The 22,949-nt window shown below is 50.3% G+C and carries 22 protein-coding genes; 5 read left to right on the top strand and 17 right to left on the bottom strand.

Annotated elements, in window-relative coordinates; translation table 11 throughout:
* Positions 1-97 precede the first annotated feature (97 nt).
* From AC0YNW_RS27715 to AC0YNW_RS27725, 3 genes are all read right to left on the bottom strand, one after another.
* Positions 98-1,369, bottom strand: a complete 1,272-nt coding sequence (locus AC0YNW_RS27715) for a cell wall-binding repeat-containing protein (RefSeq protein WP_475834625.1) — start codon at positions 1,367-1,369, stop codon at positions 98-100.
* A 133-nt stretch (positions 1,370-1,502) separates the two neighbouring features.
* Positions 1,503-2,582 (bottom strand): sensor histidine kinase, encoded by a 1,080-nt coding sequence (locus tag AC0YNW_RS27720; protein ID WP_475834626.1) that lies wholly within the window; start codon positions 2,580-2,582, stop codon positions 1,503-1,505.
* Entirely contained in the window at positions 2,579-3,271 is a 693-nt protein-coding gene (locus tag AC0YNW_RS27725; protein ID WP_387477408.1) for a response regulator transcription factor, read from the bottom strand. Before AC0YNW_RS27725 ends, AC0YNW_RS27720 begins: the two co-directional genes overlap by 4 nt.
* A 241-nt stretch (positions 3,272-3,512) precedes the next feature.
* Between AC0YNW_RS27725 and AC0YNW_RS27730 the strand changes: the two genes are divergently transcribed.
* Positions 3,513-4,550: an LLM class flavin-dependent oxidoreductase gene (locus tag AC0YNW_RS27730; RefSeq protein ID WP_387477406.1), complete on the top strand. Its 1,038-nt coding sequence runs from the start codon at positions 3,513-3,515 to the stop codon at positions 4,548-4,550.
* A gap of 326 nt (positions 4,551-4,876) precedes the next feature.
* Here the strand turns inward: AC0YNW_RS27730 and AC0YNW_RS27735 are convergent, their stop codons facing one another.
* The 5 genes from AC0YNW_RS27735 to AC0YNW_RS27755 all read right to left on the bottom strand — a co-directional run bounded on the left by AC0YNW_RS27735 (position 4,877) and on the right by AC0YNW_RS27755 (position 9,309).
* A complete protein-coding gene (locus AC0YNW_RS27735) occupies positions 4,877-5,077 on the bottom strand; it encodes a hypothetical protein (protein WP_475834627.1) in 201 nt (66 codons plus the stop codon).
* Positions 5,078-5,152: 75 nt separating this feature from the next.
* Positions 5,153-5,989 carry a YitT family protein gene (locus AC0YNW_RS27740; protein ID WP_387477401.1) on the bottom strand — a complete coding sequence of 279 codons (837 nt, stop codon included), beginning with the start codon at positions 5,987-5,989 and terminating at the stop codon, positions 5,153-5,155.
* Between the two features lie 176 nt (positions 5,990-6,165).
* Positions 6,166-7,458 (bottom strand): ABC transporter substrate-binding protein, encoded by a 1,293-nt coding sequence (locus tag AC0YNW_RS27745; protein ID WP_475834628.1) that lies wholly within the window; start codon positions 7,456-7,458, stop codon positions 6,166-6,168.
* Between the two features lie 133 nt (positions 7,459-7,591).
* Positions 7,592-8,428: a carbohydrate ABC transporter permease gene (locus AC0YNW_RS27750; protein WP_475834629.1), complete on the bottom strand. Its 837-nt coding sequence runs from the start codon at positions 8,426-8,428 to the stop codon at positions 7,592-7,594.
* Positions 8,428-9,309, bottom strand: a complete 882-nt coding sequence (locus AC0YNW_RS27755) for a carbohydrate ABC transporter permease (protein WP_475834630.1) — start codon at positions 9,307-9,309, stop codon at positions 8,428-8,430. The genes AC0YNW_RS27750 and AC0YNW_RS27755 overlap by 1 nt, the downstream gene beginning before the upstream one ends.
* A 198-nt stretch (positions 9,310-9,507) precedes the next feature.
* On the opposite strand from AC0YNW_RS27755, the gene AC0YNW_RS27760 reads away from it, so the two are divergent.
* Both AC0YNW_RS27760 and AC0YNW_RS27765 read left to right on the top strand, forming a co-directional pair.
* A complete protein-coding gene (locus AC0YNW_RS27760) occupies positions 9,508-11,256 on the top strand; it encodes a cache domain-containing sensor histidine kinase (protein ID WP_475834631.1) in 1,749 nt (582 codons plus the stop codon).
* A 4-nt stretch (positions 11,257-11,260) separates the two neighbouring features.
* Positions 11,261-12,871 carry a response regulator transcription factor gene (locus AC0YNW_RS27765; RefSeq protein ID WP_475834632.1) on the top strand — a complete coding sequence of 537 codons (1,611 nt, stop codon included), beginning with the start codon at positions 11,261-11,263 and terminating at the stop codon, positions 12,869-12,871.
* Positions 12,872-12,956: 85 nt separating this feature from the next.
* Here AC0YNW_RS27765 and AC0YNW_RS27770 read toward each other — a convergent pair whose 3' ends face one another.
* The 8 genes from AC0YNW_RS27770 to AC0YNW_RS27805 all read right to left on the bottom strand — a co-directional run bounded on the left by AC0YNW_RS27770 (position 12,957) and on the right by AC0YNW_RS27805 (position 19,250).
* Entirely contained in the window at positions 12,957-13,607 is a 651-nt protein-coding gene (locus tag AC0YNW_RS27770) for a TetR/AcrR family transcriptional regulator (RefSeq protein WP_475834633.1), read from the bottom strand.
* Positions 13,608-13,818: 211 nt separating this feature from the next.
* Positions 13,819-14,292 carry a hypothetical protein gene (locus AC0YNW_RS27775; protein ID WP_475834634.1) on the bottom strand — a complete coding sequence of 158 codons (474 nt, stop codon included), beginning with the start codon at positions 14,290-14,292 and terminating at the stop codon, positions 13,819-13,821.
* Positions 14,293-14,669: 377 nt separating this feature from the next.
* Positions 14,670-15,416, bottom strand: a complete 747-nt coding sequence (locus tag AC0YNW_RS27780) for a MerR family transcriptional regulator (RefSeq protein ID WP_475834635.1) — start codon at positions 15,414-15,416, stop codon at positions 14,670-14,672.
* Complete coding sequence (locus tag AC0YNW_RS27785) at positions 15,391-16,317, bottom strand: DUF2268 domain-containing putative Zn-dependent protease (protein WP_475834636.1); 927 nt, start codon at positions 16,315-16,317, stop codon at positions 15,391-15,393. Before AC0YNW_RS27785 ends, AC0YNW_RS27780 begins: the two co-directional genes overlap by 26 nt.
* 264 nt (positions 16,318-16,581) lie before the next feature.
* Positions 16,582-17,061 carry a transcription elongation factor GreA gene (greA, locus tag AC0YNW_RS27790; protein WP_387477382.1) on the bottom strand — a complete coding sequence of 160 codons (480 nt, stop codon included), beginning with the start codon at positions 17,059-17,061 and terminating at the stop codon, positions 16,582-16,584.
* Between the two features lie 59 nt (positions 17,062-17,120).
* The gene (locus AC0YNW_RS27795) at positions 17,121-17,462 is read right to left on the bottom strand and encodes a zinc ribbon domain-containing protein YjdM (RefSeq protein WP_475834637.1); all 342 of its coding nucleotides are present in this window, start codon (positions 17,460-17,462) and stop codon (positions 17,121-17,123) included.
* A 202-nt stretch (positions 17,463-17,664) separates the two neighbouring features.
* Entirely contained in the window at positions 17,665-18,708 is a 1,044-nt protein-coding gene (locus tag AC0YNW_RS27800) for a hypothetical protein (protein WP_475834638.1), read from the bottom strand.
* Positions 18,705-19,250: an RNA polymerase sigma factor gene (locus tag AC0YNW_RS27805; RefSeq protein WP_475834639.1), complete on the bottom strand. Its 546-nt coding sequence runs from the start codon at positions 19,248-19,250 to the stop codon at positions 18,705-18,707. Before AC0YNW_RS27805 ends, AC0YNW_RS27800 begins: the two co-directional genes overlap by 4 nt.
* 347 nt (positions 19,251-19,597) lie before the next feature.
* On the opposite strand from AC0YNW_RS27805, the gene AC0YNW_RS27810 reads away from it, so the two are divergent.
* Both AC0YNW_RS27810 and AC0YNW_RS27815 read left to right on the top strand, forming a co-directional pair.
* Positions 19,598-19,942 carry a DUF4234 domain-containing protein gene (locus AC0YNW_RS27810; RefSeq protein ID WP_475834640.1) on the top strand — a complete coding sequence of 115 codons (345 nt, stop codon included), beginning with the start codon at positions 19,598-19,600 and terminating at the stop codon, positions 19,940-19,942.
* Complete coding sequence (locus AC0YNW_RS27815) at positions 19,917-20,327, top strand: DUF2752 domain-containing protein (RefSeq protein ID WP_475834641.1); 411 nt, start codon at positions 19,917-19,919, stop codon at positions 20,325-20,327. Before AC0YNW_RS27810 ends, AC0YNW_RS27815 begins: the two co-directional genes overlap by 26 nt.
* Before the next feature lie 87 nt (positions 20,328-20,414).
* Here AC0YNW_RS27815 and AC0YNW_RS27820 read toward each other — a convergent pair whose 3' ends face one another.
* Complete coding sequence (locus AC0YNW_RS27820) at positions 20,415-22,949, bottom strand: tetratricopeptide repeat protein (RefSeq protein WP_475834642.1); 2,535 nt, start codon at positions 22,947-22,949, stop codon at positions 20,415-20,417.

Raw genomic sequence — 22,949 nt, forward strand, 5'->3', positions numbered from 1 at the left:
GGTCACTATGCACTCATTAATGGCGCTATTCGCGTCATCCGAACCAAGAGAAGCCTTTATTCCGCGAATACCGCGGAATAAAGGCTTCTTTGCCGGATTAATGATGGGAGCCTCCGCCCCCGCCGTTACTCTCTTGCTCGCCAGTCGAGGACTGCTCTTCCTCTGCCGATTGTCCGCCTCCGTGAGCGCCATGTCCCGCGCCCGACTCCGATACAATCTCCAGCATGGCGTCAATCTCGCCTTGCGCCGCTTCGGACAGAGCGTTCGCCGAACCTGTCAGCCAAGCATGGTTGAAAGGGCCTTCGACCGGAGAGTCCTTGTACTTCGGCTGGAGGGACATGACATAAGCCATGACGGAGTCCGGCATCCCCTTCTTATCCGTCCATAGCAGCGGTGCGTGCTTGCCCAGATGCGAGAATGGAGCAGCCGCAAGGGCGAGCTCCGGCGAAGCCTTTGCTACGAATGAGAAGTTATGGCCCGGCGAGTCGATGCCCCAGCCGAAGCCTGTCTCCGGGTCATTATACTTTGCGAACGCTACCGCATTCTCATAAGGATCGTCTCCAGCAATGCGGATGACCTTCCCGTATTGGCTCAGCTGCTCTTCGACTTTGGCCGATACGGCTGCTTCCGGCCCCAGAATATAGATGTTCGCTTGTCCGCCGCGCGTGCTCAATGCATCAATCGTCTCCTGCGGGATCTGGTCTTTCTGAACGTACAGCAGCGGCTCTGGCATATGAGCAATCCAATTGATAGCCGGCATCGTATATTCAGCGCTATCCATCGAGCCCACAATGACGGACTGCGGGATATCCTTCGTCAACCCGGCATAGTAGGCATCCACTGCCTTAGCAATGGCGGGAGCACTCGCTCCTTCGATTCGATCCGTTTTGTAGCCAAGCGCCTTAACTTGAACCTCAACGTTCTCGCCCAGATTGCCGACCAGCATCACTTGGATACCGTCGTTGCTGTCCACGCCTTTGGGACGGAGACGCTTCAGCTCCTGCAGCGTCACGTCTGGCAGGCTATCCTTATTGGCGAATAAGACGGGACCATCATTGGGATGGTGGATAAGATTCGCACTGACCAGAGCCGTCTGCCAGTCCTTGGGATCAGTAATAATCACGCCTCCCGGCCGATTACTGTCCTCTGTGGCCATCCATAGCGTCTGCGATACGATAGCCGCCGCTTCCGCAGGCTGGGCCGTATTGATTCTTGTTGTATTTTTGGAAGCAATCCATGGTGCCGATGGGCCTCCCGCCATTCCGCTGACTTCGGTATTCGCGGCAGGCTTGTCCGAACCGAAGCATCCCGTGAGCGTTAATAGAAGCGCTGCGGATACGATGCCCGCTTTCCATGTATGTTTGAACATTCCAAACCTCCTGTATCCTGCAACTGGACTCCGTGCGTGTTGTCTCCCTGCTTTGGATATCCTTTACTTCGGGGACAAGCGCCGGGCAAGATCAGTATAAGGGGAGGTTTTGAAGATCCTGTGTAGATGTCCATTAACCCTTCGGCAGCCGGGTATGAATCGTCGTGCCATTACCATCGCTCTCTGCATACACCGTCCCGCCATGCGCCGTAACCAGTTGCTTGACGATGGTCAGTCCCAGGCCGCTGCCCCCTGTCCGGCGATTGCGCGACTTCTCCGTACGATAGAACCGTTCGAAAATAAACGGCAGTTCCTCTGGCGGGATGCCGCTTCCTGTATCCCGCACCAGCAAGCGTACGTTCTCTCCCTCATCGGCGGCTTCTATATGGACACGGCCTCCTTCCGGGATATACTTTAGCGCATTGCTCAGCAGGTTCGCCAGAATTTGCATCATCCGATTCGGGTCCATGTCCAGTTGAAGCCCCGGATCTGTGTGGCAACTAAGAACTGCGCCCTTCTCCCTGAAGGCCGCCTGCACAAGATCGCCAGCGCGCTGAATGACTTCATCCAGCGAGGACTTGCTGAGATTCAGCTGGAATCCCGGAGACTCCACATGGTTCAGATCCTCCAGCTCTGCAACCAGACGCGTCAGCCGCTCGATCTCCTCATAGCAGGAATGGATGCGCTCTGGCGTCGGAGCCCAAATACCATCCTCCATTGCCCGCATATGGCTCTTCAATGTAGCCAGCGGCGTGCGCAGTTCATGGGCGATATCCTCGGTCATCGTCACCCGAAGCTGCTCCTGCTGGCGGAGCTGATCGGCAAGCGAGTTCAGCGAAGAGCCAAGCTGCGCCAGCTCATCCTCGCCCTTCACGTGCACTCGCGAATGCCACTGCCCGTTCGACATTCTCTCCGCAATCCGCTTCATATGAACAAGCGGCTCGGATATGCGCCGCGCGACATAGAAGCCCAGAATAACAGCCAGTGTAATGGATCCGAGGCCTGTCCAAATTATCGTCTGGATGAGCGCCTGCTCCAAATGATAGGCGAGCGCACCTGCATCGCCATTCATCCCTGACGCTTCATGCTGCTCTTGATACATCGTGAAGTGGTAATGCGTCTCTGCTACAATGCTGACCGTGGCAATCGCGACAATACCTGCCGCCAGTGCGATTATAATAAACGCCAGCCGAAGATGGAGCCTCTGCTTCATAGCTCTCCCCCCGCGAACCGGTATCCCGCTCCGTACACCGTGACAATATAAATCGGCGACTTGGGATCGGGTTCGATTTTGGAACGGATGTTTTTCACATGCTGATCGATCGTACGGATATCTCCTTCAAATTCATAACCCAGCACCTTCTCCACCAGTTCCTCGCGCGTGAACCGACGCTGCGGATGCTTCGCCAGCGCAAGCAACAGCTTGTATTCATTCGGTGTCAGACTCACCGCTTCGCCGCCGCAATACACCTCTTGCTTCAGCGAATCGATCGCCAGATGGCCGCTATGGAACACCAAGCGGTCAGCTAGCAGTTGGCCATCGTCGGTACGGCGCAAGATTGCGCGCACGCGCGCCACTACCTCACGAGGATCGAATGGCTTTACGACATAATCGTCAGCCCCCAGCGACAAACCCCTGATTCGGTTATTCTCCGATACCTTCGCAGTCAGCATCAGAATCGGGATGGAATGAATCCGGCGTATCGCCTCGCACACGGATTCCCCGTCCATATCCGGCAGCATCAGATCCAGGATAATCAGGTCGGGCGACTGCTCTGAGACGATCCGCAAAGCCTCGCGCCCGGTCCCGGCTTCAACACAGCGGAATCCTCCCTGAGCCAAATAAGATACGAGCACGTCGCGTATTTTATGTTCATCATCAACCACTGCGATTGTTTTCATGTCCATCCTCCAATAAGCAAAGAGCTGCCTCTATTCTACCTTGGACTTGTGTAGATTCGATATAGATGACGATGGAAGAGGAAATAATTGTCCAGTTGATGCAACAAGGCCGTGTAAAGCAGGTGGTTCTATGCCACAATAAGGTAGGATTGAACTGTTCATTCATTAACTTACTTACTATAATTGATTTACATTAATTTTTATAGTAATATGTATACAAACAAAAGGAGGCGTCGATATCATGGAAATTGGAATCAGTACGTTTATGGAAGCGTCGCCGCACCCCGTTACAGGCAAGGCTATCAGCCATGCCGAACGGCTGCGCAATGGAGTAGAAGAGATTGTACTGGCCGATCAAGTCGGCCTTGACGTATATGCCGTCGGCGAGCATCACCGCGCCGACTATGCCGCAAGCGCACCTGCCGTATTGCTGGCAGCAGCGGCTTCCCGCACGAAGAACATCCGACTCTCCAGCGCCGTAACGGTCTTGTCGTCGGATGATCCTGTCCGCGTGTATCAAGCCTTCTCCACCTTGGACGGCATCTCGAATGGCCGCGCGGAAATTATGGCGGGACGCGGTTCGTTCATCGAGTCCTTCCCGCTCTTCGGCCAGAGCCTGGACGATTATGATGAGTTGTTCGAGGAGAAGCTGGAGCTGCTGCTTGCCGTGCGTGAATCCGAGAAGGTGACATGGCGCGGAGGCCACCGCCCTGCCATCAAAGATCGCGGCGTCTATCCGCGCTCTGTTCAGGACCCGCTGCCAGTCTGGATCGGAACTGGCGGCAACCCGGAATCGGCCGTGCGTGCCGGTACACTTGGCTTGCCGGTCGTATTCGCCATTATCGGCGGCATGCCGGAGCGGTTCGCCCCGCTGGTGAACCTGTATAAGCAAGCCGCTATTAGGGCTGGACACGATCCGCGCAAGCTGCAGATTGCGACGCATTCGCACGGTTTTATCGCCGATACGACCGAGGAAGCGGCGAACACCTTCTTCCCGTATACTCAGGCCCAAATGAACACGATCGGGCGTGAGCGGGGCTGGCCGCATTATGACCGCGAGGCATTCGACTCCGCGCGCAGCCTAAGAGGCTCCCTCTATGTCGGCGATCCGGAATATGTAGCGGAGAAAATCGTATTGCTTCATAAAAACCTGGGCCTGACCCGCTTCTTGCACCATGTAGACATCGGCTCCATGCCGCATCGCGAAGTGCTGCGCTCCATCGAGCTGCTCGGCACGAAGGTTGCGCCGATTGTGCGCAAAGAGCTGGCCCGTTCATAAGGCAAAGGACATCGTATCCGACAACCTCCGAATGCGTATGCATCATCGCGGCGAGGAATGAGCGATCTCATTGGGTCCCTGCATAAAGACAGAGCTGTCCCGAATGTCTAAACTGACATTAGGACAGCTCTCTTTTTGAGTCAAAAATATTGTTATTGTTATACTGCGTACGAACTGCAGGCCATTGTCAGCTCATTCGCTGGGATTAAGTCGATAGAAGCGACTTATACGCCCGTAGTACCCTCGTCTGACTTGAATAAGTCGATAAAATTGACTTAATTCCGTGAACCAGCCTCCATCGTCCCGTATAAGTCGATAGAAGCGACTTAAATGCCCGTAGTACCCTCGTCCGGCTTGAATAAGTCGATAAAATCGACTTGAATCCGTGAATCAGCCTCGCCTGACAAGAGGGCGATCCCAAAGCCATCAATGACTGAGAGATGTCCCTTCATCATACGATAGATCAAAACCAGAAATGGCGGTGAAAGGGGAATCCCCCTCGCACCGCCATTCCTTTTTGTAATCATGCGAGCCAACTCATCAAACGAGCAAACTTACTGGACAGCCCCGTCTTTCATTCAATCGGCTATTGCTACTACATGCTATTTCGATATATCCACGAACCCTTCGCCAAATACGTTGCGCACATCATGGATCGTAATAAATGCATTTTTGTCGACCGACTTCACGATTTTCTTCAGCATACTGACCTCGGGCTTCGTGATGACGATATACAGAATATCCTTCGGCGTATTGGTGTAATTGCCTTTTCCGTAAAATACCGTTACTCCGCGGTCCATCACCTTGTTGACTCTCTCCGCAATCAGCTTCTGCTCATTGGAGACAATCATAACCGCCTTCTGCGAGTTCAGGCCTTCAATAATAAAGTCCATCACCTTCGTGCCGACATACAGCATCACAATCGTGAACAGCATGCCTTGAATGCCGATGATGAAATACGACGCAAACACGACAATCAGATCAAAGAACAGGAGCGCGTAGCTGATATTCCAGTCCAAATATTTGTTCATAATTCTGGCGAGAATCGTCGTTCCCGCTGTCGTGCCGCCTACTCGGATAATAATGCCGATCCCGGCACCTACAAGAACGCCGCCAAAGATTGTATTGATCATGAGATCATGCGTGCCAATCGTCCAGCTCTCCGTCAGATGCAGGAACAGCGAGTTGAACAAGACGGCGATAATCGTATAGATCGTTGTCGTTTTATCCAAAAATTTATAGCCCACAATAAGCAGAAATGAGTTGATGATCAGGTTGACCAGACCGGGTGACCATTGGAATTGGTAATAGGCGATAATCGTCAGGCCGGTAACGCCGCCTTCGCCTAGATCGTTCGGGATGACAAACACATTGATCGCAACCGCAAAAATAAACGCGCCCAGCATGATCATCAAAATGTCTATCAGTCGTTTTTTCATTGCTTTCACATGTCCTTTCGACGGTGCACTATTCATCAACAAAAAAGCGAATACCGCAAGGGCATTCGCTTGAAGTTGTATCGTTCATGCGTGTGCTTGTTAGGCCATCCCGATTATAGCAAATCAGCAAATGTTCGGCAATTGAGCGGACTAAAGCGTCACGGCCTTGAATTCACTCACTTCGCTTTCAGTCCATCCCATGACTTCTGCAAGTCTTCGAGCAAGCGCGCCGCATCGGATTTGCCCGCGATGTACGCCTGCATTTTGCTTCCAAACTCATTCATCGCTCCATCCGGGAATTTGTTGAAATTCCAGCTCAGCGACTTGCCATCCTGGCTATACTTCACCACCTCTGCTCCAAGATCGCCCAGATCTTCACTTGTCGCCTCGATCGTGGTGAAGGCCGGGATAAACTTGAATTCTTTTGCAATATAATTCTTGCCCGTCTCGGATGTAACGAGCCAATTCAGGAACTCCTTCGCTTCTTCCTTCATAGGGGAGTTTTTGTTGACCACCCAGTTGTTCGGAACGCCGACGAACAGCTTGTCGTTCGCTTCTGCGTCTTCATTAATCGGCATCGGGAGAATCCCGATGTTCAGATTCGGATTAATGCTGTCGATCTGAACCTGCGTCCAGTTCCCCTGCTGCGTCATGGCGACTTCGCCGTTCGCGAACATTGTCATCTCCGTATTGTAGTCTGTCGTTAGCGGATTTTTGTTGCCGTACTTCAGCGTCAGGTCCAGCAGCTTGATCCATTGCTCGAATACCGGATTGCCCGCGATGCTCGCCGTTCCGTCATTCAGGCCTTGCACGAAGCCATTCGGGTCTTCTTGATGGGCGAATGCCACATTCAGCGCATGGTTGCCCAGCACCCACAGCTCCTGATAGCCATTAGCGAATGGAGTGACGCCGGACGCTTCCAGCTTCTTCGCCGCTTCCTCCAGCTGGCTCAGTGTCTTCGGCACCTCGGTAATGCCTGCCTTCTCGAACAAATCCTTGTTGTACAGGAAGCCGTACCCTTCCAGATTCATCGGTTGGCCGTAGATTTTGCCGTCTTTGGTCATCGGCTCCTTCGCAACCTCAATCGTATCCGCTACCCATGGCTGATCGGATAGATCCTCCAGATTGCCAAGCCAAGTCTCCAGATCGCGGTAACCGCCGTTGTTGAAAATATCAGGTTCTTCGCCGGATGCAAATTTCGCCTTCAGAGCCGCGCCATAATCCGCTCCGCCGCCCACGGTCTGAATATCGAGCTTAATGCCGGGATGCTCCTTCTCGTATTCCGCCTTCAAGCGATTAAGCGCCTCTGCAATCTCCACTTTGAATTGGAAAATTTTCAGCGTCTTTGTCTCTCCTCCGCCGCTTCCGCCGCTGCCGGTATTCGGCTTGTTGCTTGTTCCGCCGCAAGCTGCAAGCAGTACCATCATGGCAAGCAGCAGTATGAGTGTGAGCTTTGTATTCTTCTTCATTAGTCGTTCCTCCCTTTTTTACGTACAAGCTTTATGAAAACGCTTCAACTGGTTTACATCCTCATTGTAGAGATTGCCCCAACCTGAGAGTAGACCTGATATTGATCAAAGTAGTAGACAAAATTGACCTATGCTATCCCTTCACCGCGCCTGCCGTAATGCCCTCGATAATGTATTTTTGCATCGCCAGAAAAAATACGATGATCGGTATAATCCCCATAACTAAAGCTGGCAAAGCCAGGTCCCACTGCTTCGTATATTGACCGAAAAACGCAAAAGTCGCAATCGGAATCGTACGAAGCTCCGGCGTTTGCAGGATCAGCGAAGGCAGCAGATAGTCGTTCCATATCCACAGCGCATTCAGAATGAAGACTGTCACCAGCATCGGCTTTAGCAGCGGAAGCACAATTCGGATGAAAACACCGTAAGTATTGGAGCCGTCCACGGTGGCCGCTTCCTCGATCTCCATCGGAATCGACTTGATGAAGCCATGGAACAAGAAGACCGACATCGGCACACCGAAGCCGAGATAACAAATGATAAGTCCCGGGATGCTGTTCATTAATCCGGCCATGCCGGTTATTTTCACCAGCGGAATCATGATGGACTGGAACGGCACGACCATAGCTGCGACGAAGATCAGGAAGAGCATGCGATTAAACAGCGTACTGCTGCGCACCATCCGGTATGCCGCCATAGAACTGAGGAGAACGAGCAAGACGTTGCTCACGACGGTGATGACGAATGAATTCCGAAACGCCACCGGGAAATTCGTCATCTCGAACGCGCGGGCATAGTTATTCCATTGGAAATATGACGGCCAGCTTGCGGCATCCGTCAGCAGCTCGCTGAAGCTCTTGACGGAATTCACGAACAGAAAGTAGAACGGAATCAGGAAGAGAAGACCGACCGCAATCATGACCAGCTCGACGGCGGCGATGCCCCCCTTCTTTTTATAGGCGGCTTCCATTACGCTTCGACCTCCTTGCTCTTGGTGAATTTGACTTGAATGCTCGTAATGATCGCTACTATGATGAAGAAGATGATGGCTTTGGCCGTGCCAAGACCATAGCGATTATTGGAGAAAGCCTCATTGTAAATATTCATCGCCACGGATTCCGTCGAGCCGAACGGCCCGCCTCTAGTGAGCGAGAGGTTCAGATCAAACATCTTGAACGACCATGATAGCGCCAGGAACAGACAGACCGTAGCCGCAGGCATAATCAGCGGGATGATAATCGTGTACAAGGTTTGCCACCTGCTGGCCCCATCAATCTCGGCTGCCTCCAGAATATCCTTCGGAACATTGTTCAGGGATGAGATGTAGATGACCATCAGATACCCGGCCGTCTGCCATACGAATACGATAACAATTGCCCAGAACGCCGTTCCCTCCGTACCGAGCCACGGCTGGTTGAAGAAGGCGATGCCCGTCAGCTCGCCCACCGCCGAGAACCCTTTGACAAAGATGAATTGCCAGATAAACCCGAGCAGCAAGCCGCCTATCACATTCGGCATAAAAAACACGGTACGGAGCATGTTCCGCGACTTGAGCGGCTTAATCAGAAAGTAAGCCAGCGCGAAGCCCAGCACATTGGTCAGAACGACGCCTATAATTGTAAATCGGGTCGTGAACCAGAAGGAGTCCCGGAATGCTGAATCCTGCATGAAGATATGCTTGTAATTATCCAGGCCAATCCAGCTCACCTCGCCGGATACGCCGTTCCAGCTCGTAAAGGAATAATACAGACCCGACACGAATGGAATCAGAATAATGAGGACGAAGACCAGGACGGCCGGACCGACAAATACGATCTGCTGGCCTAACTGAGCTGTTTTTTTGCGGTTCATCTATACTCCCCCTTGCGCATTTCGAATTTTGCTTATCATAATTATGCTTGAACCCTCCTGACAAAAAAACGGACGATCGTGAACCGTTAGCAGGACAATATTGATCTATCTTAGGGCAGCGCTCAACCGCAAGATTCCATTCGAAACGAGGCGATTCCGATCAAAACCTACAGCATCCGCCGCAAGCTGATTGCCTTCATGCTGGCCGTGACGATCATTCCTCTGACACTGTCGCTTGTCATCACGCTGGTCTATACGAAGGAATCCATCAAAGAGCAGTCGATGAGCGAAAATGCAAGGCTGATCTTTCAAGGGAAAACCAATCTCGTCAACTATTTGAACAACATTAATCGGGCTTCGATTGTGCTGTATTCGGACCCGCATTTTCTGAACAATCTGTCCAAGAGCTTCGACGACTACCAGGCTGTTGCGGAAATGTACACCACCTTGCAAAACCTGCAAGGCTCGCTGCCCGATATCCAGCAGGTCTATCTGCATTCCTATCTGACGAACCAATCGACGCTTATTACCAACACAGTGCCGCGGAGAGAATTTCGCGAATCGCCTTATCCCGGCACCGAAGAAGCCGACCCGGTCAAGCCGAGTACAGAGCCTCCGCACTACGCGCACAGCTACGGCTTCCCGCCCTCTCTTCATGACGATCCGAAGCAGCAGGTCTTCACCTACTACCGGCCGATCGTCCGCATTCCGTCGACAGAGCGGATGGCCATGCTGGCTATCGACCTGAAGCTGGACGGCATCACGGCAATCTCCGAGCAGCTCTTCCATTCGGAGGACGAGCAGTTCTATCTGCTGGACGAAAACGGCATCATCATCTACAGCGGGCACGCCGAAGAGATTGGACAACCCGTAGCCGATCCTGGCTTGTTCGAGCGCATGCGAAGCGATGGCTCAGGTATTATCGACGAGGACGGTGCCATTCGCGTGTACGAGAAGCTCGGGATCGCCTTTGCCGATTGGACGATTGTGAAGGAAATTCCGTACAACGTGCTTTATCGCAAGTCTAATGAGTTAATCACTATTAATGCCATTATTGCTGCTGTCGCACTCATTGTCGTCATTGTTGGCACGCTGTATATCTCCATTCGGATAACGAGACCGATCCTGCGGCTTGCCAGCTACATGAACCAGATTCAAACCGGTAAGCTGGATGTGGATATCGATGTTCGCAGCCGGGATGAAATCGGCTTCCTCACCCGGAGATTTCGGCAGATGATGGATACGATCAACAATTTGATTCTGCGCAAATACAAGCTGGAGCTCGCCAATAAAAGCAATCAATTGGAAGCGCTTCAAGCCCAGATTGATCCGCATTTTCTGTTCAATACCTTGCAGTCGATCGGCACAGTCGCCCTGCAGCATGACGCCCCGCGGGTCTACTCGCTGTTGTCGTCGCTAGCCGATATCATGCGCTACAAGATGCGAAGCGGCGAGGCGATGGTTACGCTGGAGGAGGAGCTCGATCAGCTGAGGCTATACCTGGAGCTGCAGAAGGAACGATTCGACGATCAATTCGACTTCTTCCTGGAACATGACTCGGCCAGCTTGTCCGCGCCGATGCCCAAGATGACGCTTCAGCCGCTGGCGGAGAACTACTTCAAGCATGGCATGAGCAATCAGACGGGAAACGGAAGGCTGACTGTTCGGAGCTGGATCACGGAAGATAACCGAGTCGTTGTGGAAATGGAGAATAACGGGGCTTCCATTCCAGCGGAGAGGCTCCGCCAGCTGCAAGAAGCGCTGGAGATGAAAGCGGATGAGGAGCATAACGATCACGGGCCGGGGATAGGGACCCCCTCTTCGATTGGCTTGCAGAATGTTCTAATGCGGCTTAAGCTGTACACCGACGACACAGCCGGATTGGAGATTGCGAACATGCAGCCTCAAGGCGTCAGCATTAGATTGAACTACAAACGGGGAGCGTGACGGAATGAAAGTCATAATAGTCGATGACGAGAAGCATGTACGCAGCGCGATTACCATGCTGGCGGAATGGGGCAAGCTTGGCATTCAGGAAGTGCTGCAGGCATCCGACGGCGAGGAAGCCGAGCGGCTAATTGAAAAGCATCAACCCCAAATTGTATTGACGGATATGAGAATGCCACGGAAGAGCGGAGCCGAACTGCTCACATGGCTGTCGGAGAATCAGCCGCATATGAAGACGATCGTCATTAGCGGCTATGACGATTTTGAATACGTACGCCACGCCATCCGTCATGGCGGCATGGATTATATACTTAAACCGGTGAAAGCTGCGGCGCTGAATGAGGCGCTTGCCAAGGCCGTACAATGCTGGCGGAAGGAACAGGATGAACGAATCCGCATGACCCGGCAGATGATTGAGATGAATGAAATGAAGCCGCATTATACCGACAAGCTGCTCACGGAGCTGGTCTCCGGCCAAAGCGGACGCGAGTTCCTGAAGCAGATACAGGATGAATTTCATTTTCCGGCGGGACTTGTGTCTTGCTCTGTCGCCGTTGTCTCTGTATCTCAGCTGGACCATGAGCTGTTCGGGAAATTCATGAATAGGCTGCAGTTGATTCACTTCGCTATTCTTAATATTTGTAACGAGCTGCTTCACAGCCGAGGCATTGCCTTCCGGCAGCTCGATAGCCGGGGTGAGATTGTGCTGTTATTCTGGGGACCCTCCGAGCCATTTGAAGCTTTGCTGCAAGAGATTGGAAAGGGAATTTCGGCTACGTTGCAGCGTCAAATTCATTTTGGCCTGTCATTGGAACGTTCTTATCCGGGGGAACTGCCGCGCGCATATCTGGAAGCATCGAAGGCGCTATGGAAGCGCAATGCGCTTGATCCTGTCCGCATTCATCGTGAGCAGTCGGAGAAGACGGATCAAGCGAGCCGGCCGCTTCGGCTGAGTGCCTTTGAAGAGGAGCTCCGACTCGCAGCGCTGAGCGGCAGCAGCGACCGGATTCGCGCCGCAGCAGAACAATGGATAACAGAGGTTAGACAGCTTGATTCGGTATCGCCGGAGCAGCTGCTGCAGTGGAATCAGGAATGGGAGTGGATGAGGACACAATGGCTTGATGAAGGTCAAGCTGCTTCCGCCACCGAAGCTAAGGAGTCCTATGCCGATACGCCTGCTTGTCTTCCACTGAACAAAGAGGGGATGATCTCATGGGCTATACTGCAGGAAGAGCTGGAGAAACGTCTGGCCGACGCCTCTGCCCCGCTCACCCGGCTGCATGCCAGCCATACATCATTCATCGAGACGATTGCCGGCTACCTGAATGAGCATTACCGGGAGGAAGTCTCACTGCAGGATTTGGCTGCTCGGTTCTACCTGAGCAGAGAATACATTGCCCGGAAGTTTAAGCAAACCTATGGCTTGACCATTCTGGATTACTTAAGCCGCATTCGCATAGACAGGGCGAAGCTGCTGCTGCACAATCCTCATCTTCGCGTTGCCCAAGTCGCCGAGATGGTCGGTTATCCGGACGAAAAGTATTTTCGCCGTGTTTTCAAGAAAATAGAAGGAGTAAGTCCCGGCGAATACCGGAAGGAGCATACGATCGGGTAACTTATATCCCTATCAAAAAGGCAGCAAGGATACTTGATCCTTGCTGCCTTTACGATTCCTATCCAGCCGATGATCCGGATGGTAATCACGCCTTCAAATAATCCATCAGAATATGCTTGAGAACCGCGAGCTGCTTCTCCGGCTCCAAATCCGACTCCAGACGTAAAATATTGCGCTGCAGCGACAGCTTCCGAGAGAACATGGCGAATGCATTAATAACCGTCGTCAGCGTCTCGCGTACGGAGATATCGCCGCGCAAGGAGCCATCCTCTTGACCGTCTTGAATAATGCGCGAAAACATCATGGATACCCGGCGGTACAGACGGTTGAACTCATCGATGTCTTCTAGCGGCTCATCCGAATGGGCGGCATAATTCTCAAAGTCTTCGAGAAACTTGATGCTGCTGTCGCGATGATTCGGAAGCGGCGCAATAAAGTAATCGAACAATAAATCCATCTTCTCCAGACATGTTTTCTCCATCTGGCTAATCGTCTGGAATTCAAGAAATACCTCTTCAATCATTTTTGTTGCGACGGCTACGATCAGCTTCTCTTTCTTAGGAAAATAACGGAATAATGTCGCGATGCCAATGCTTGCTTCCTTCGCAATGTGATGCATCGTCGTCTTCTCTATGCCATTATCGTTAAATACACGCTCTGCCGTCTCCAATATGACGCTTTCGCGATGCTGCTTCAGATCGCTTAACTCTTGCTTGTATCTTTTTTTTGGTTCCATTCCACACGAACCCTCTCTGACTATCCATTTTCTTCTTTCTGCTATTATAGCTTTACATTTTTTCACTCGCAATAGAAGTTGAATTGCCCGCGCAATGGGATCGTGAAGTCGACGTTGTTGTGCTTCCTCAAACAATCCTATAAACACTGGAGGCTGTCGAGATCGTCTCGACAGCCTCCTGTTTTGGGAAGAGCTATGACACAGACTCTACTCAGGAGCCGGTAGAAGTGAGTACGGGCGTCAGCAAATACAGCGCATCCCGTTGCTCCTGAATGGGAACAATCATAACCGGACTTCGGCTTCCCGTCAGTTGCAAGCTGACTTGCTCACTATGAATGCACCGCATAATTTTCGCTAGAAAGGAACCATTCAACGTTATCGAAAACACCTCTCCGTGAACGGAGGCCAGCTCCACTTCATCCTCGACATCCCCGATTTCTGCCGTATTCGCGAGCAGCTTCAGACGGCCATCTCCTGCGGTCAACCGGACCAGATTCCCGCCTGCCAATACGGAGACACGCTCAGCCGCCCGCAGCAAAGCCTTGCTGCTTAATCGAATCTCGGATTGGAACGAAGCGGGCATGAGTTTAGTCATGCTTGGCATACTGCCCTCCAGCTGAGCGGACTGCACCTGCAGCCTGCCTGTTCTGAAGATGATGGATTGTGCGTCCGCTTCGATGTGCATGAACCCCTCCGTGTCGTCGCCAATAAGCTTGGATAGCTCGGACAACGTCTTTTCCCGAAATGACGACGATCGTCTCATGAGTCGTTGATTTAACGCAATTTTAAAATTGAAGAGTCGTCAGCTTTAGAAAATAAGTTCCAGACTGATCCAATAAAAAAAAGCAGCGGCGGACAAAGACTTGACTTGATAAATTAAGTCTTTGACTGCCGCTGTTGTCATTCAACTAACTTTTTCCGTGGATTGTATACTTTATTGAATTTGCCTAGTAAAAAACAACGCTTGGAAACCCACGTGATTCGCTGAATAGTGTAATTCTTAAGTACCATCAAGTTGTTGGTTTAAACCCGGCAGTTGAGCATTTACCATTCATTGCATGTTTACCGATTGATATTATGCATGATTGCACTGTAAAGAAAATCCGCAAAATCCTCATTGCTATATTGATTAAAATAGTTTTTGAATCGTGCGTCGAATTTGTAGGTATGAGCCATGCAAGCCAGTAATTCTGCATCACATGTCATGAATTGCATTAAAATTTTTTTCCACTCTTCGATTAGTCGCTGAACTTCATCGGAAGAAGGTTCTTGATCGACACAAGACGCCATTTGTTTGAATATTTCCTCCATAGAATGAAAACGTTCCTCTTTATCCTCTAGTGATAATTTTTCCAACGTTTCATTGAACTCTTTATACGTTTCTGTTTCACCATAAATGAATCTCGCCTCATTTGCATATTGTTCTTTCAATGGCAAAACGGAAGAATGGTTGAAGATTTGCAAATTGCTAATATCTTTCCCCGAAACGTATTCGTCGAGAGCTACCATGATGGTTTCTAGTCTTTGTTTTCTCGATAATAAGGTTTGTCGCTGCTTCTTTATGATTTGTTTCTGTTCTTGCCGGGTTAGCTTTAAAATGTCCGCAATTTCTTTCAAGGAAAAATCCAATTCCTTCAAGAATAAAATCGTTTGAAGTTTTTCCAAACTGCTTCGATCATATAAACGATACCCTTTTTCCGTCAGATGTGTCGGTTTAAATAAATCAATCCTATCGTAATAATGCAAGGTCCGGCTTGTAATGCCTGTAATCTGAACAATATCTTTAACAGCTAATAATGGTTTCTTCATCCCAAAATCCTTTTACTTCGTCTAGTATTTGAGCAGCAGGCGTTATGGTGGCCTCAAAGATCGTTTTTCCTGTTTTTCTTAAATAATATTGGATTAAATAATATCCACAAGCGTAGCCAGCACTATAAGGCATATTGACCGGTTCAAAGTTTTGAAGTTGGGCGATCTCGTCACCGTAAAGATACGGAGCAAATTGATCAAACCCTGTTAATTGCAATTGCTCTCTAAGGACAGGCTTTATGCGCCTGTTAAGTGTGTCTGCGTTTGTTTTCGTTACAAAAGGGCCGAGCAATTCTTCTCCAAACATGAGCGTAGCAAAGTTTTCAGCTAATCCTTCACTTACAATGAGCTCGCCCAAATTAACGGTGTGATCCCACTGAATAAATTGATATCGCACATTATGGTTGCATTCGTGCGCCAGCGCAGCCTTCATTCGAGGAATCGTGTACTCATTTGGCAAGAGTGTACCCCAGATAAACCCGGGAATGCCCCCAAAGCCGCTATATCCTTCGTTTATTGTTAAGGCACGGTTTTCCGGATTCCCTAGTTGAATGGTAAACAAATATTCAGATACGGGGAGACTTATTTCATGTTCTATAAATAAATGGAGGCTTTTCCTTACAGCGTGCTCGCACTCTAACCAAAAAGAATCTGACGAAATCAGCTCTACCTCAGGTGAAATCTGCCCAGTAATCTGTTCAGGGGATCGATGCATCATACTATTAAACGTAACAACGTCAAAACCATTCGCCTCTCCAGCTCTAAAAGGTATCTGTTGAATTTGCCATTGTTTCATAAAAGGAGCCATCATTTCGTTTCTGAATAATTCAAGTTTTTCCTCGGGCGCAGCTTGGGCAACTTTTTGATAAATGTGGTCTGAACGCAATGTTTTTATATTCATATCTCTCACTCCTTGTTATGTATTCATAGAGAGAATTATTCACTATGACCTAACGTTATAGTCAAGTACTTTGAATCAAATACTGAAAATTAGGTACATGTGCTCCATCTGATACCTCCAAGAATGAGGTTGCTTCATTTTTCACTCTAAACATTATTTTCTTTTTAGAATAATATTGATACGCCATATACGGCATACCTCACTGTGGAAGAAACAAAAAAAGACAGGTCCAATGACCTGTCCCGCTTCTGTTATGGCTATCGCTTAGACCGCTTTAATCTCCAGCAGCTCATACTTGATGATGCCCATCGGCGCATCTACGTTTATCGTATCGCCGACTTTTTTGCCCATCAGCTCTTTGCCGAGCGGGCTCTCATAGGAAATCTTATTGTCCGTGACATCCGCTTCCGCTGGTCCCACGACGCGATACTCGATTTTTTCGTTAAATTCGATGTCGTTCAAAATAACCAAAGAGCCAATGCTCACCTGATTACTGCTTAAGCTGCTGGCATCTACAACGCGCGCAATCTTCCGCATTCTCTCCAGCTGCAGGATTCTCGTCTCCATAAATGCCTGATCATCCTTGGCAGAATGGTATTCGCTATTTTCCTTCAAATCGCCATAGCTGATCGCAACCTTCAGGCGCTCAGATAGCTCCTTGCGCTTGACTGTCTTCAGCTCCAACAATTCTTCTTCAATCTTTGCCAAGCCTTCCGGCGTCAAAATCAATTCTTCTTTAGCCACTAGAGATACTCCCCTTTCACAATCCAATCTTATTGTACCCTATTTGGCCTTACCTTTTCCTATATTTTCTTCACAAATTCCGATTTCAGCTGCATCGCGCCAAATCCGTCGATTTTGCAATCGATATCATGATCGCCTTCGATCAAACGGATATTTTTCACCTTTGTGCCGATCTTGATGACCGACGAGCTTCCCTTCACCTTCAGATCCTTAATGACCGACACGGAATCTCCATCATTCAATATATTGCCATTCGCATCTTTAATAATCCGCTTCTCTTCAGCTTGCTCCTCATCCGCTGTCAGCGACCATTCATGCGCGCATTCCGGACAGACGAGCAAATTGCCGTCCTCGTAAGTATACTGGGAATTACATTTGGGACAATTAGGCAAATTAGACATGTTATCGTTCTCCATTGTTTTTATACCAGTATATCGGAACAAGTGCTGGAGATACAGACAAGCCAAGGAAACGATGGCCATTTCTGACAAATATCTGGGTGATCCTGTTCGTAGTAAGGTGTTATTCACAAAAAAAGATCACGAGCAGCGCAAACCGCTCATGATCCATTATCATGTTCTGTCCTATTTTGCTTAATTGCAGCTACGGCTGAATTTGTACTAAGCTATGCGTTGTCGCATCGTATCGGTAAGTCCGTAGCTCGCCTGCACCGCTATTCTTATCGCGAATGGAGAACCATCCCTTCTCCCGATTGTAGCTTATGAGATCTCCATAACTGGCACCTAAAGCATCCCGTATGCTGGCCCAAAGCAATTCACCGTTCTCTTCTTTGAACACATAAATCTGATTCTGTTTATAGGTGGTTACAATGGCCTCTTCCCGGTCATCTCCATCCAAATCATATTCATAGGTCGCTGCCTCGAACATGGCATATGTAGTAATACTTCCATCAACCTGATGAAGGTAATAGGTACAGGATTCCCCGTCAATTCTACAAGTTTGCAAATCGATTTTAACGACAGCTTTGCCAAAGAGGCGTGTCATCGTAATCTCGTTATCATATAAATGACCATATCCAAAATGAAAGAGCGTATTGGGGTTTGAAAGCCCGCTGATTACAAATCCGATATAATCATACTTCTCGTCGGTTCCATGTTGGGTAGTCGTATCATGTATCTTCGTAAAACGTACAGCTAAGCCCAGACCGTCAACAATTTTTTGATCGATGACTTCAATTTCATCGAAGGGTAGTTCTACTGTAGTATATATCTCCCATAATGGCGAATGCTTATTAGACAGACCCGGTAAAATATCAGTATCATCCTCCCGTATCACCTCATTCTTCTGCAGCTTCCGCGCCTCCAAATATCGGAACGTAACAGGCAGCGCCAACTCATGCTCCCCCACGACCTTATCTTCGCCGCTCTGCGGCGCTGGCTCAGCAACTCCCGCCTGCTTGCTCACGCTGTCTGTCCATGGAGCCTCGTCCACACTATAGAAAAGTACGATTCCCGCAATCACGCACAAGACTGCCATGCTAATGAACCGCATATTCAGAGGAAGTCGCACTGCTGGCGTCCGATCGACCGCTTCCAGCACGGAGCGCTTCATCTCCTCGCTAAACTCCGCTTTGCCGAACAATCCCCGCTTCACCGCGTCCTGCCAATCCGGTCGTTCCTCTCTCATCGCTCCATCTCCCTCCACTTGCTCTCTACGATTTTGCGGGCGCGGTGCAATCTCGATTTCACCGTACCCTCCGACAGATTGAGTAGCTGTCCGATCTCTGCCTTGGTCATCCCATGCTCCAAATGAAGCACCAGAACCTCTCTATGCTTCATCGACAGTCCCATGATGATGTTCAGCAGCTCCCGCTCCGATTGCCTCTCCAGATAAACCTCTTCTGCCGAATCTGCCATTCTGTCCGACTTGACCCATTCGAACAACACAACTCTCCGCACATAGCTGGATCTCAGCTCGTTAATCGCGAGATTGCGCACAATCGCGAACAGCCATGTTTTGAAGGAAGACTGCCCCTTGAATGTCCCGATGTTCTGGTAGACCTTAATAAATGCTTCCTGCGCGATATCCTTGGCCTGCTCCCGATTGCGGGTGATGGCATATGCATATGTCCGGACATCGTCACCATATTGCGTCATGAGATTGTACAACTCCGTCTTGCCCATCCGCTCCATATGCGTCAAATATTGCAGCTCAAGATGAGATTCCAAGCGTTCACCCCCTCAACCTTTTAGACAAGGCCAAAGCCATAATCGTTCCATTCGTCATTCAATATCAGCAAAAAAAAAAAACGGAGTGCCTCCTAGCACAACGGGAGCGAATGGCCAGAACTGAGCTGCATTCGGCATAGCGAAGCGCCTTCTCGCACTGTTTTCTATTCTTTCTATTTTTTCCTTGTCTTGATAGTCATATTTTCATATACTTATTTCGTCGTTCTATGTCAAATACTTCGAATTGAGTGAGATCCCGACATGGACCATTCGATCGATCGCGATGTTAGAGCGAGCGCTATGTATGCTAACAAACCAATATCAACTAGATCGGATGGTGCAAGTTCATGATACGTCAACGAAATATCGCGCTAGCTATTATTCTAACGATTGTAACCTGCGGTATTTACGGCATTTACTGGTTCATCGTCATGACGGATGAGGTCGGCCAATTAAGCGGAGATCCCTCGTTCACTGGCGTTAAACATTTCCTGCTTACTCTTGTCACTTGCGGTGTCTGGAGCTTCGTATGGGCTTACCAAGTGGCTAAGCAAATCGAATACGCGCAATTGCAGCGCGGGTTCAGACCATCCGACAACGCCCTGATCTATATTCTGCTGACATTATTCGGACTCGGCATCGTAACGTATGCCCTGGTTCAATCAGATGTCAACAAAATGGCAATGCCTTAACCGATTGCCGCAGCGGCATCCCAAGCTCTTCTGGGGCACGATGCTTGGCGCTGGCGGTCTTCTGTATGCCAAGGCATGGCTGCCCCTTACCGGACTAGCCATACCTTGTCCTATTCATGCCGTGACTGGATTGTATTGTCCCGGCTGCGGCATTACGAGAGCGGCGCTTTCCTTGCTGGAGCTTGATGTCCATCAGGCATTCCGCTTCAATTCTCTCATCTTCGTCCTGGCGCCATTGTTTGCCCTGTATACATGGGCGAATGCCAAGAAGAAAAGGAGAATTGGCGGGACTATAATGGTATTCATGCTAGCGATCACATTGCTATACGGTCTGGCCCGCAACCTGCCGCCATGGTCATATCTGGCTCCAACGGAACTAACCTGATTCGTACAAAAGAAGGATATCTCCTGATCCAAAGCCGGATCGCGGGATATCCTCTTTTATTAGTGAGCTTCTATTTGCCGAGATTTGTTACTTCCTGCCCAGCCACGAGAATACCGACTTCTTCTGATCCCCTTGTACCAATCTCCCGCGCTGAGCCAGCGTGTCCTCATGGTCAGGCTCCAGCTCCAGAATACGGTCGCAGACGGCAAGCGCTTCCCGGCTTTGTCCATTCTCGATCATCATCGTCATGCGCAGATGCAGGATGCTGACGAACTGAGCGTCGAGCGCCAGCCCCTGCTGAATATAAGAGGCTGCCTCATCCTTCCGCTCCAGCATGTAATGCGACCATGCCAGGAAGTCGTATGCATACGCACTCTCAGGGTCAACAGCCAGCAGCTCATGGCAGAGGGCAATGCATTGCTCGTAATCTTTCCCATGATCAAAGGTGACATGAATTTTTTTCTCATGGGCCCGCACCAGCGTCGGCTCAATCGCAATCGCTTGGTCCAGGTGATGGAGACTCTCCTGCCATGTCTCCTCTTGATGGAGCAACAATCCCAGCTGCAAATGATAAGAGGCAACAGCGGGATCGATGACAATCGCTTGGCGATAAGCGGCGATCGCCTCGTCACGCTCTCCCTGATCTCGATGAATATCGCCGATCAAGTCATAGAATAGATCCGCTTGCTCGGCCTTCTCCATCCATTCAACCGCAAGACGGTAAGCATCATCCAGCTGTCTCATATTGTAATAGCTTAACGCCGCATAATAGACGGCTTGCTCCAGGACATAATGAGTCATAATCTTCTCGAACTCTGCCGCCGATTCGTCGTACTGCTGCATACGGAAGTAGCACATGCCCTTGCAGAGCAGCGCATCCTTTTGCTCCGCTTCGAGCTCCAATGCATAGTCGCAATTGGCAATGGACTCCTCGAATTCACCCATATAACGCAAAGCGTTCGCTTTCTCCACATACAAGCGCACATCCCGAAGATCATGCCTCGCAGCCTGATGGAAAGCTTCGATGACATGCTGGTACTGTCCGACTCGGTTCAGCATGTTCATCTTCACGATGTACGCTTCCGTATAGTAAGCGTTGATCGATAGCGCCTTGTCCGCCGCCTCATAGCATTCGCCATACCGTTCAAGCTCCAGCAGCGCATCAGCCTTCTGCCTGTAGCTATTGGCAAAGCTCGCATCATAGTGAATAGCCAGCTCTGCAGACGCCAGCGCTTCTTCATGACGTCCCAGCCTATTCAGCGTATACGCCTTGTTGTTATACAGCGAAGCCTCGTCCGGCTTAAGCTCAGTCGCCTTCTCGTAATAGACGACCGCTTCCTCCAGCTCTCCCAGCTCCTCCAGCAAGACGGCCTTCCAATGATACAGATCCATATAATCCGGATAAAGCGCCAGCGCCTCATTGACCTTCGTCAAGGCAAGCTCCTTCTTGTCCATATGGTGCAGAACGACGCATAGCTGTACCTGAAGCTTGGCCGAAGGATGCTGCGGCTCCAGCTCGCAAAGCAGCTGATAAGCCTCCTCCACCCGCCCCGTTGCCAAATACGACGTCACCAGCTCATGCGCGGCGTTGATATCATCGGGCCGTCCATTCGCTTCAGTCGTCATCTCTTCAATCTGGAAGCGATGCGCGGAAGCCAGCAAATTAATGACTTCATGATCGTTCGGCAATATCTGCTTCAATTGATTCAGATAAGTTGACGCATCCGCGTAATAGCCCAGGCTGACGGCACACTTGCCCAGCGAGAAGAGCACATCGGCTGCATCCGGTCTAATCGGCAAGATTCGCTTATAGTCCTGATACGCCTCTTCATAGCGCCCTAGCCGGAACAACAAGCCTGCACGGTAATAGCGCGCATAATAATCCGACTCATCCCTGTCCAGCAGCTCGTTAAGCTTCCCCCCTGCCTCCGCCAGCCTGCCCAATGCCATGCTGTAGCGGGTCCCCAGAATAATCGCATCGGGATGGGACGGGCACAGCTGAGCCAGCTGAAGCAATGCCTCTCGTGCAGTATAATAATCGTAATCATCGACGGCTTGCATGCCTGTGCGATATTGCTTGATGAATGTCTCCTGCTGCCCAGGCACGCAGTTCAGCAATTCCCCATAGCGGAAAAACTGATCGCGTTCGATCCGGTTCATGACAAATTCAATAAAGTTCTGATGGTAGTCTTCCAGAAGCTTGTCCTTCTGCTTATTCCACTCAAAATGCTGATTGAGCGCCACCCATACCGGATGCGGAAGGTGGAAAAACTCCGTCAAAAAATTGAGCGTCACGCGGCTAGCCGCCTCGCGGGTATCGATCAGATGGCAGACATCCATATCAAGCAGCGATTGCCAAGCGCGTACATCCAGCCGGGCCTCATAGTTGTCATAGACCCCCTTCAGACGGTTCAAATATTGCTCCAGCGGGTCCTCCGGTTCGCCGCCCGATACCGTGCCGGACTTGGCAGCGGCTATCGCTTTCTCGTAGGCCTCCCGAATCTGCTGGAATTCCTCTGGATGTGTCTCCGGATTGTAGACTTTGATCAGCTGGGTGTATGCCCGCTTGATGACCTTCTCATCCGTCGTCGGTTCGATTCGTAAGACCGCAAATTCCTCCAT

It is taken from the genome of Paenibacillus sp. J31R120 (assembly GCF_056269225.1).

Bases quoted from the DNA above. Each gene is read 5' to 3' on its own strand.
- AC0YNW_RS27730 (WP_387477406.1), top strand. From the start codon at position 3,513: ATGGAAATTGGAATCAGTACGTTTATGGAAGCGTCGCCGCACCCCGTT.
- AC0YNW_RS27780 (WP_475834635.1), bottom strand. From the start codon at position 15,416: ATGAAGAAACCATTATTAGCTGTTAAAGATATTGTTCAGATTACAGGC.
- AC0YNW_RS27750 (WP_475834629.1), bottom strand. From the start codon at position 8,428: ATGGAAGCCGCCTATAAAAAGAAGGGGGGCATCGCCGCCGTCGAGCTG.
- AC0YNW_RS27795 (WP_475834637.1), bottom strand. From the start codon at position 17,462: ATGTCTAATTTGCCTAATTGTCCCAAATGTAATTCCCAGTATACTTAC.
- AC0YNW_RS27765 (WP_475834632.1), top strand. From the start codon at position 11,261: ATGAAAGTCATAATAGTCGATGACGAGAAGCATGTACGCAGCGCGATT.
- AC0YNW_RS27760 (WP_475834631.1), top strand. From the start codon at position 9,508: ATGCTGGCCGTGACGATCATTCCTCTGACACTGTCGCTTGTCATCACG.
- AC0YNW_RS27745 (WP_475834628.1), bottom strand. From the start codon at position 7,458: ATGAAGAAGAATACAAAGCTCACACTCATACTGCTGCTTGCCATGATG.
- AC0YNW_RS27770 (WP_475834633.1), bottom strand. From the start codon at position 13,607: ATGGAACCAAAAAAAAGATACAAGCAAGAGTTAAGCGATCTGAAGCAG.
- AC0YNW_RS27720 (WP_475834626.1), bottom strand. From the start codon at position 2,582: ATGAAGCAGAGGCTCCATCTTCGGCTGGCGTTTATTATAATCGCACTG.
- AC0YNW_RS27800 (WP_475834638.1), bottom strand. From the start codon at position 18,708: ATGAGAGAGGAACGACCGGATTGGCAGGACGCGGTGAAGCGGGGATTG.
- AC0YNW_RS27785 (WP_475834636.1), bottom strand. From the start codon at position 16,317: ATGAATATAAAAACATTGCGTTCAGACCACATTTATCAAAAAGTTGCC.
- AC0YNW_RS27775 (WP_475834634.1), bottom strand. From the start codon at position 14,292: ATGCACATCGAAGCGGACGCACAATCCATCATCTTCAGAACAGGCAGG.
- AC0YNW_RS27755 (WP_475834630.1), bottom strand. From the start codon at position 9,309: ATGAACCGCAAAAAAACAGCTCAGTTAGGCCAGCAGATCGTATTTGTC.
- AC0YNW_RS27715 (WP_475834625.1), bottom strand. From the start codon at position 1,369: ATGTTCAAACATACATGGAAAGCGGGCATCGTATCCGCAGCGCTTCTA.
- AC0YNW_RS27725 (WP_387477408.1), bottom strand. From the start codon at position 3,271: ATGAAAACAATCGCAGTGGTTGATGATGAACATAAAATACGCGACGTG.
- AC0YNW_RS27735 (WP_475834627.1), bottom strand. From the start codon at position 5,077: ATGATTACAAAAAGGAATGGCGGTGCGAGGGGGATTCCCCTTTCACCG.
- AC0YNW_RS27815 (WP_475834641.1), top strand. From the start codon at position 19,917: ATGTCAACAAAATGGCAATGCCTTAACCGATTGCCGCAGCGGCATCCC.
- AC0YNW_RS27820 (WP_475834642.1), bottom strand. From the start codon at position 22,949: ATGGAGGAATTTGCGGTCTTACGAATCGAACCGACGACGGATGAGAAG.
- AC0YNW_RS27810 (WP_475834640.1), top strand. From the start codon at position 19,598: ATGATACGTCAACGAAATATCGCGCTAGCTATTATTCTAACGATTGTA.
- AC0YNW_RS27740 (WP_387477401.1), bottom strand. From the start codon at position 5,989: ATGAAAAAACGACTGATAGACATTTTGATGATCATGCTGGGCGCGTTT.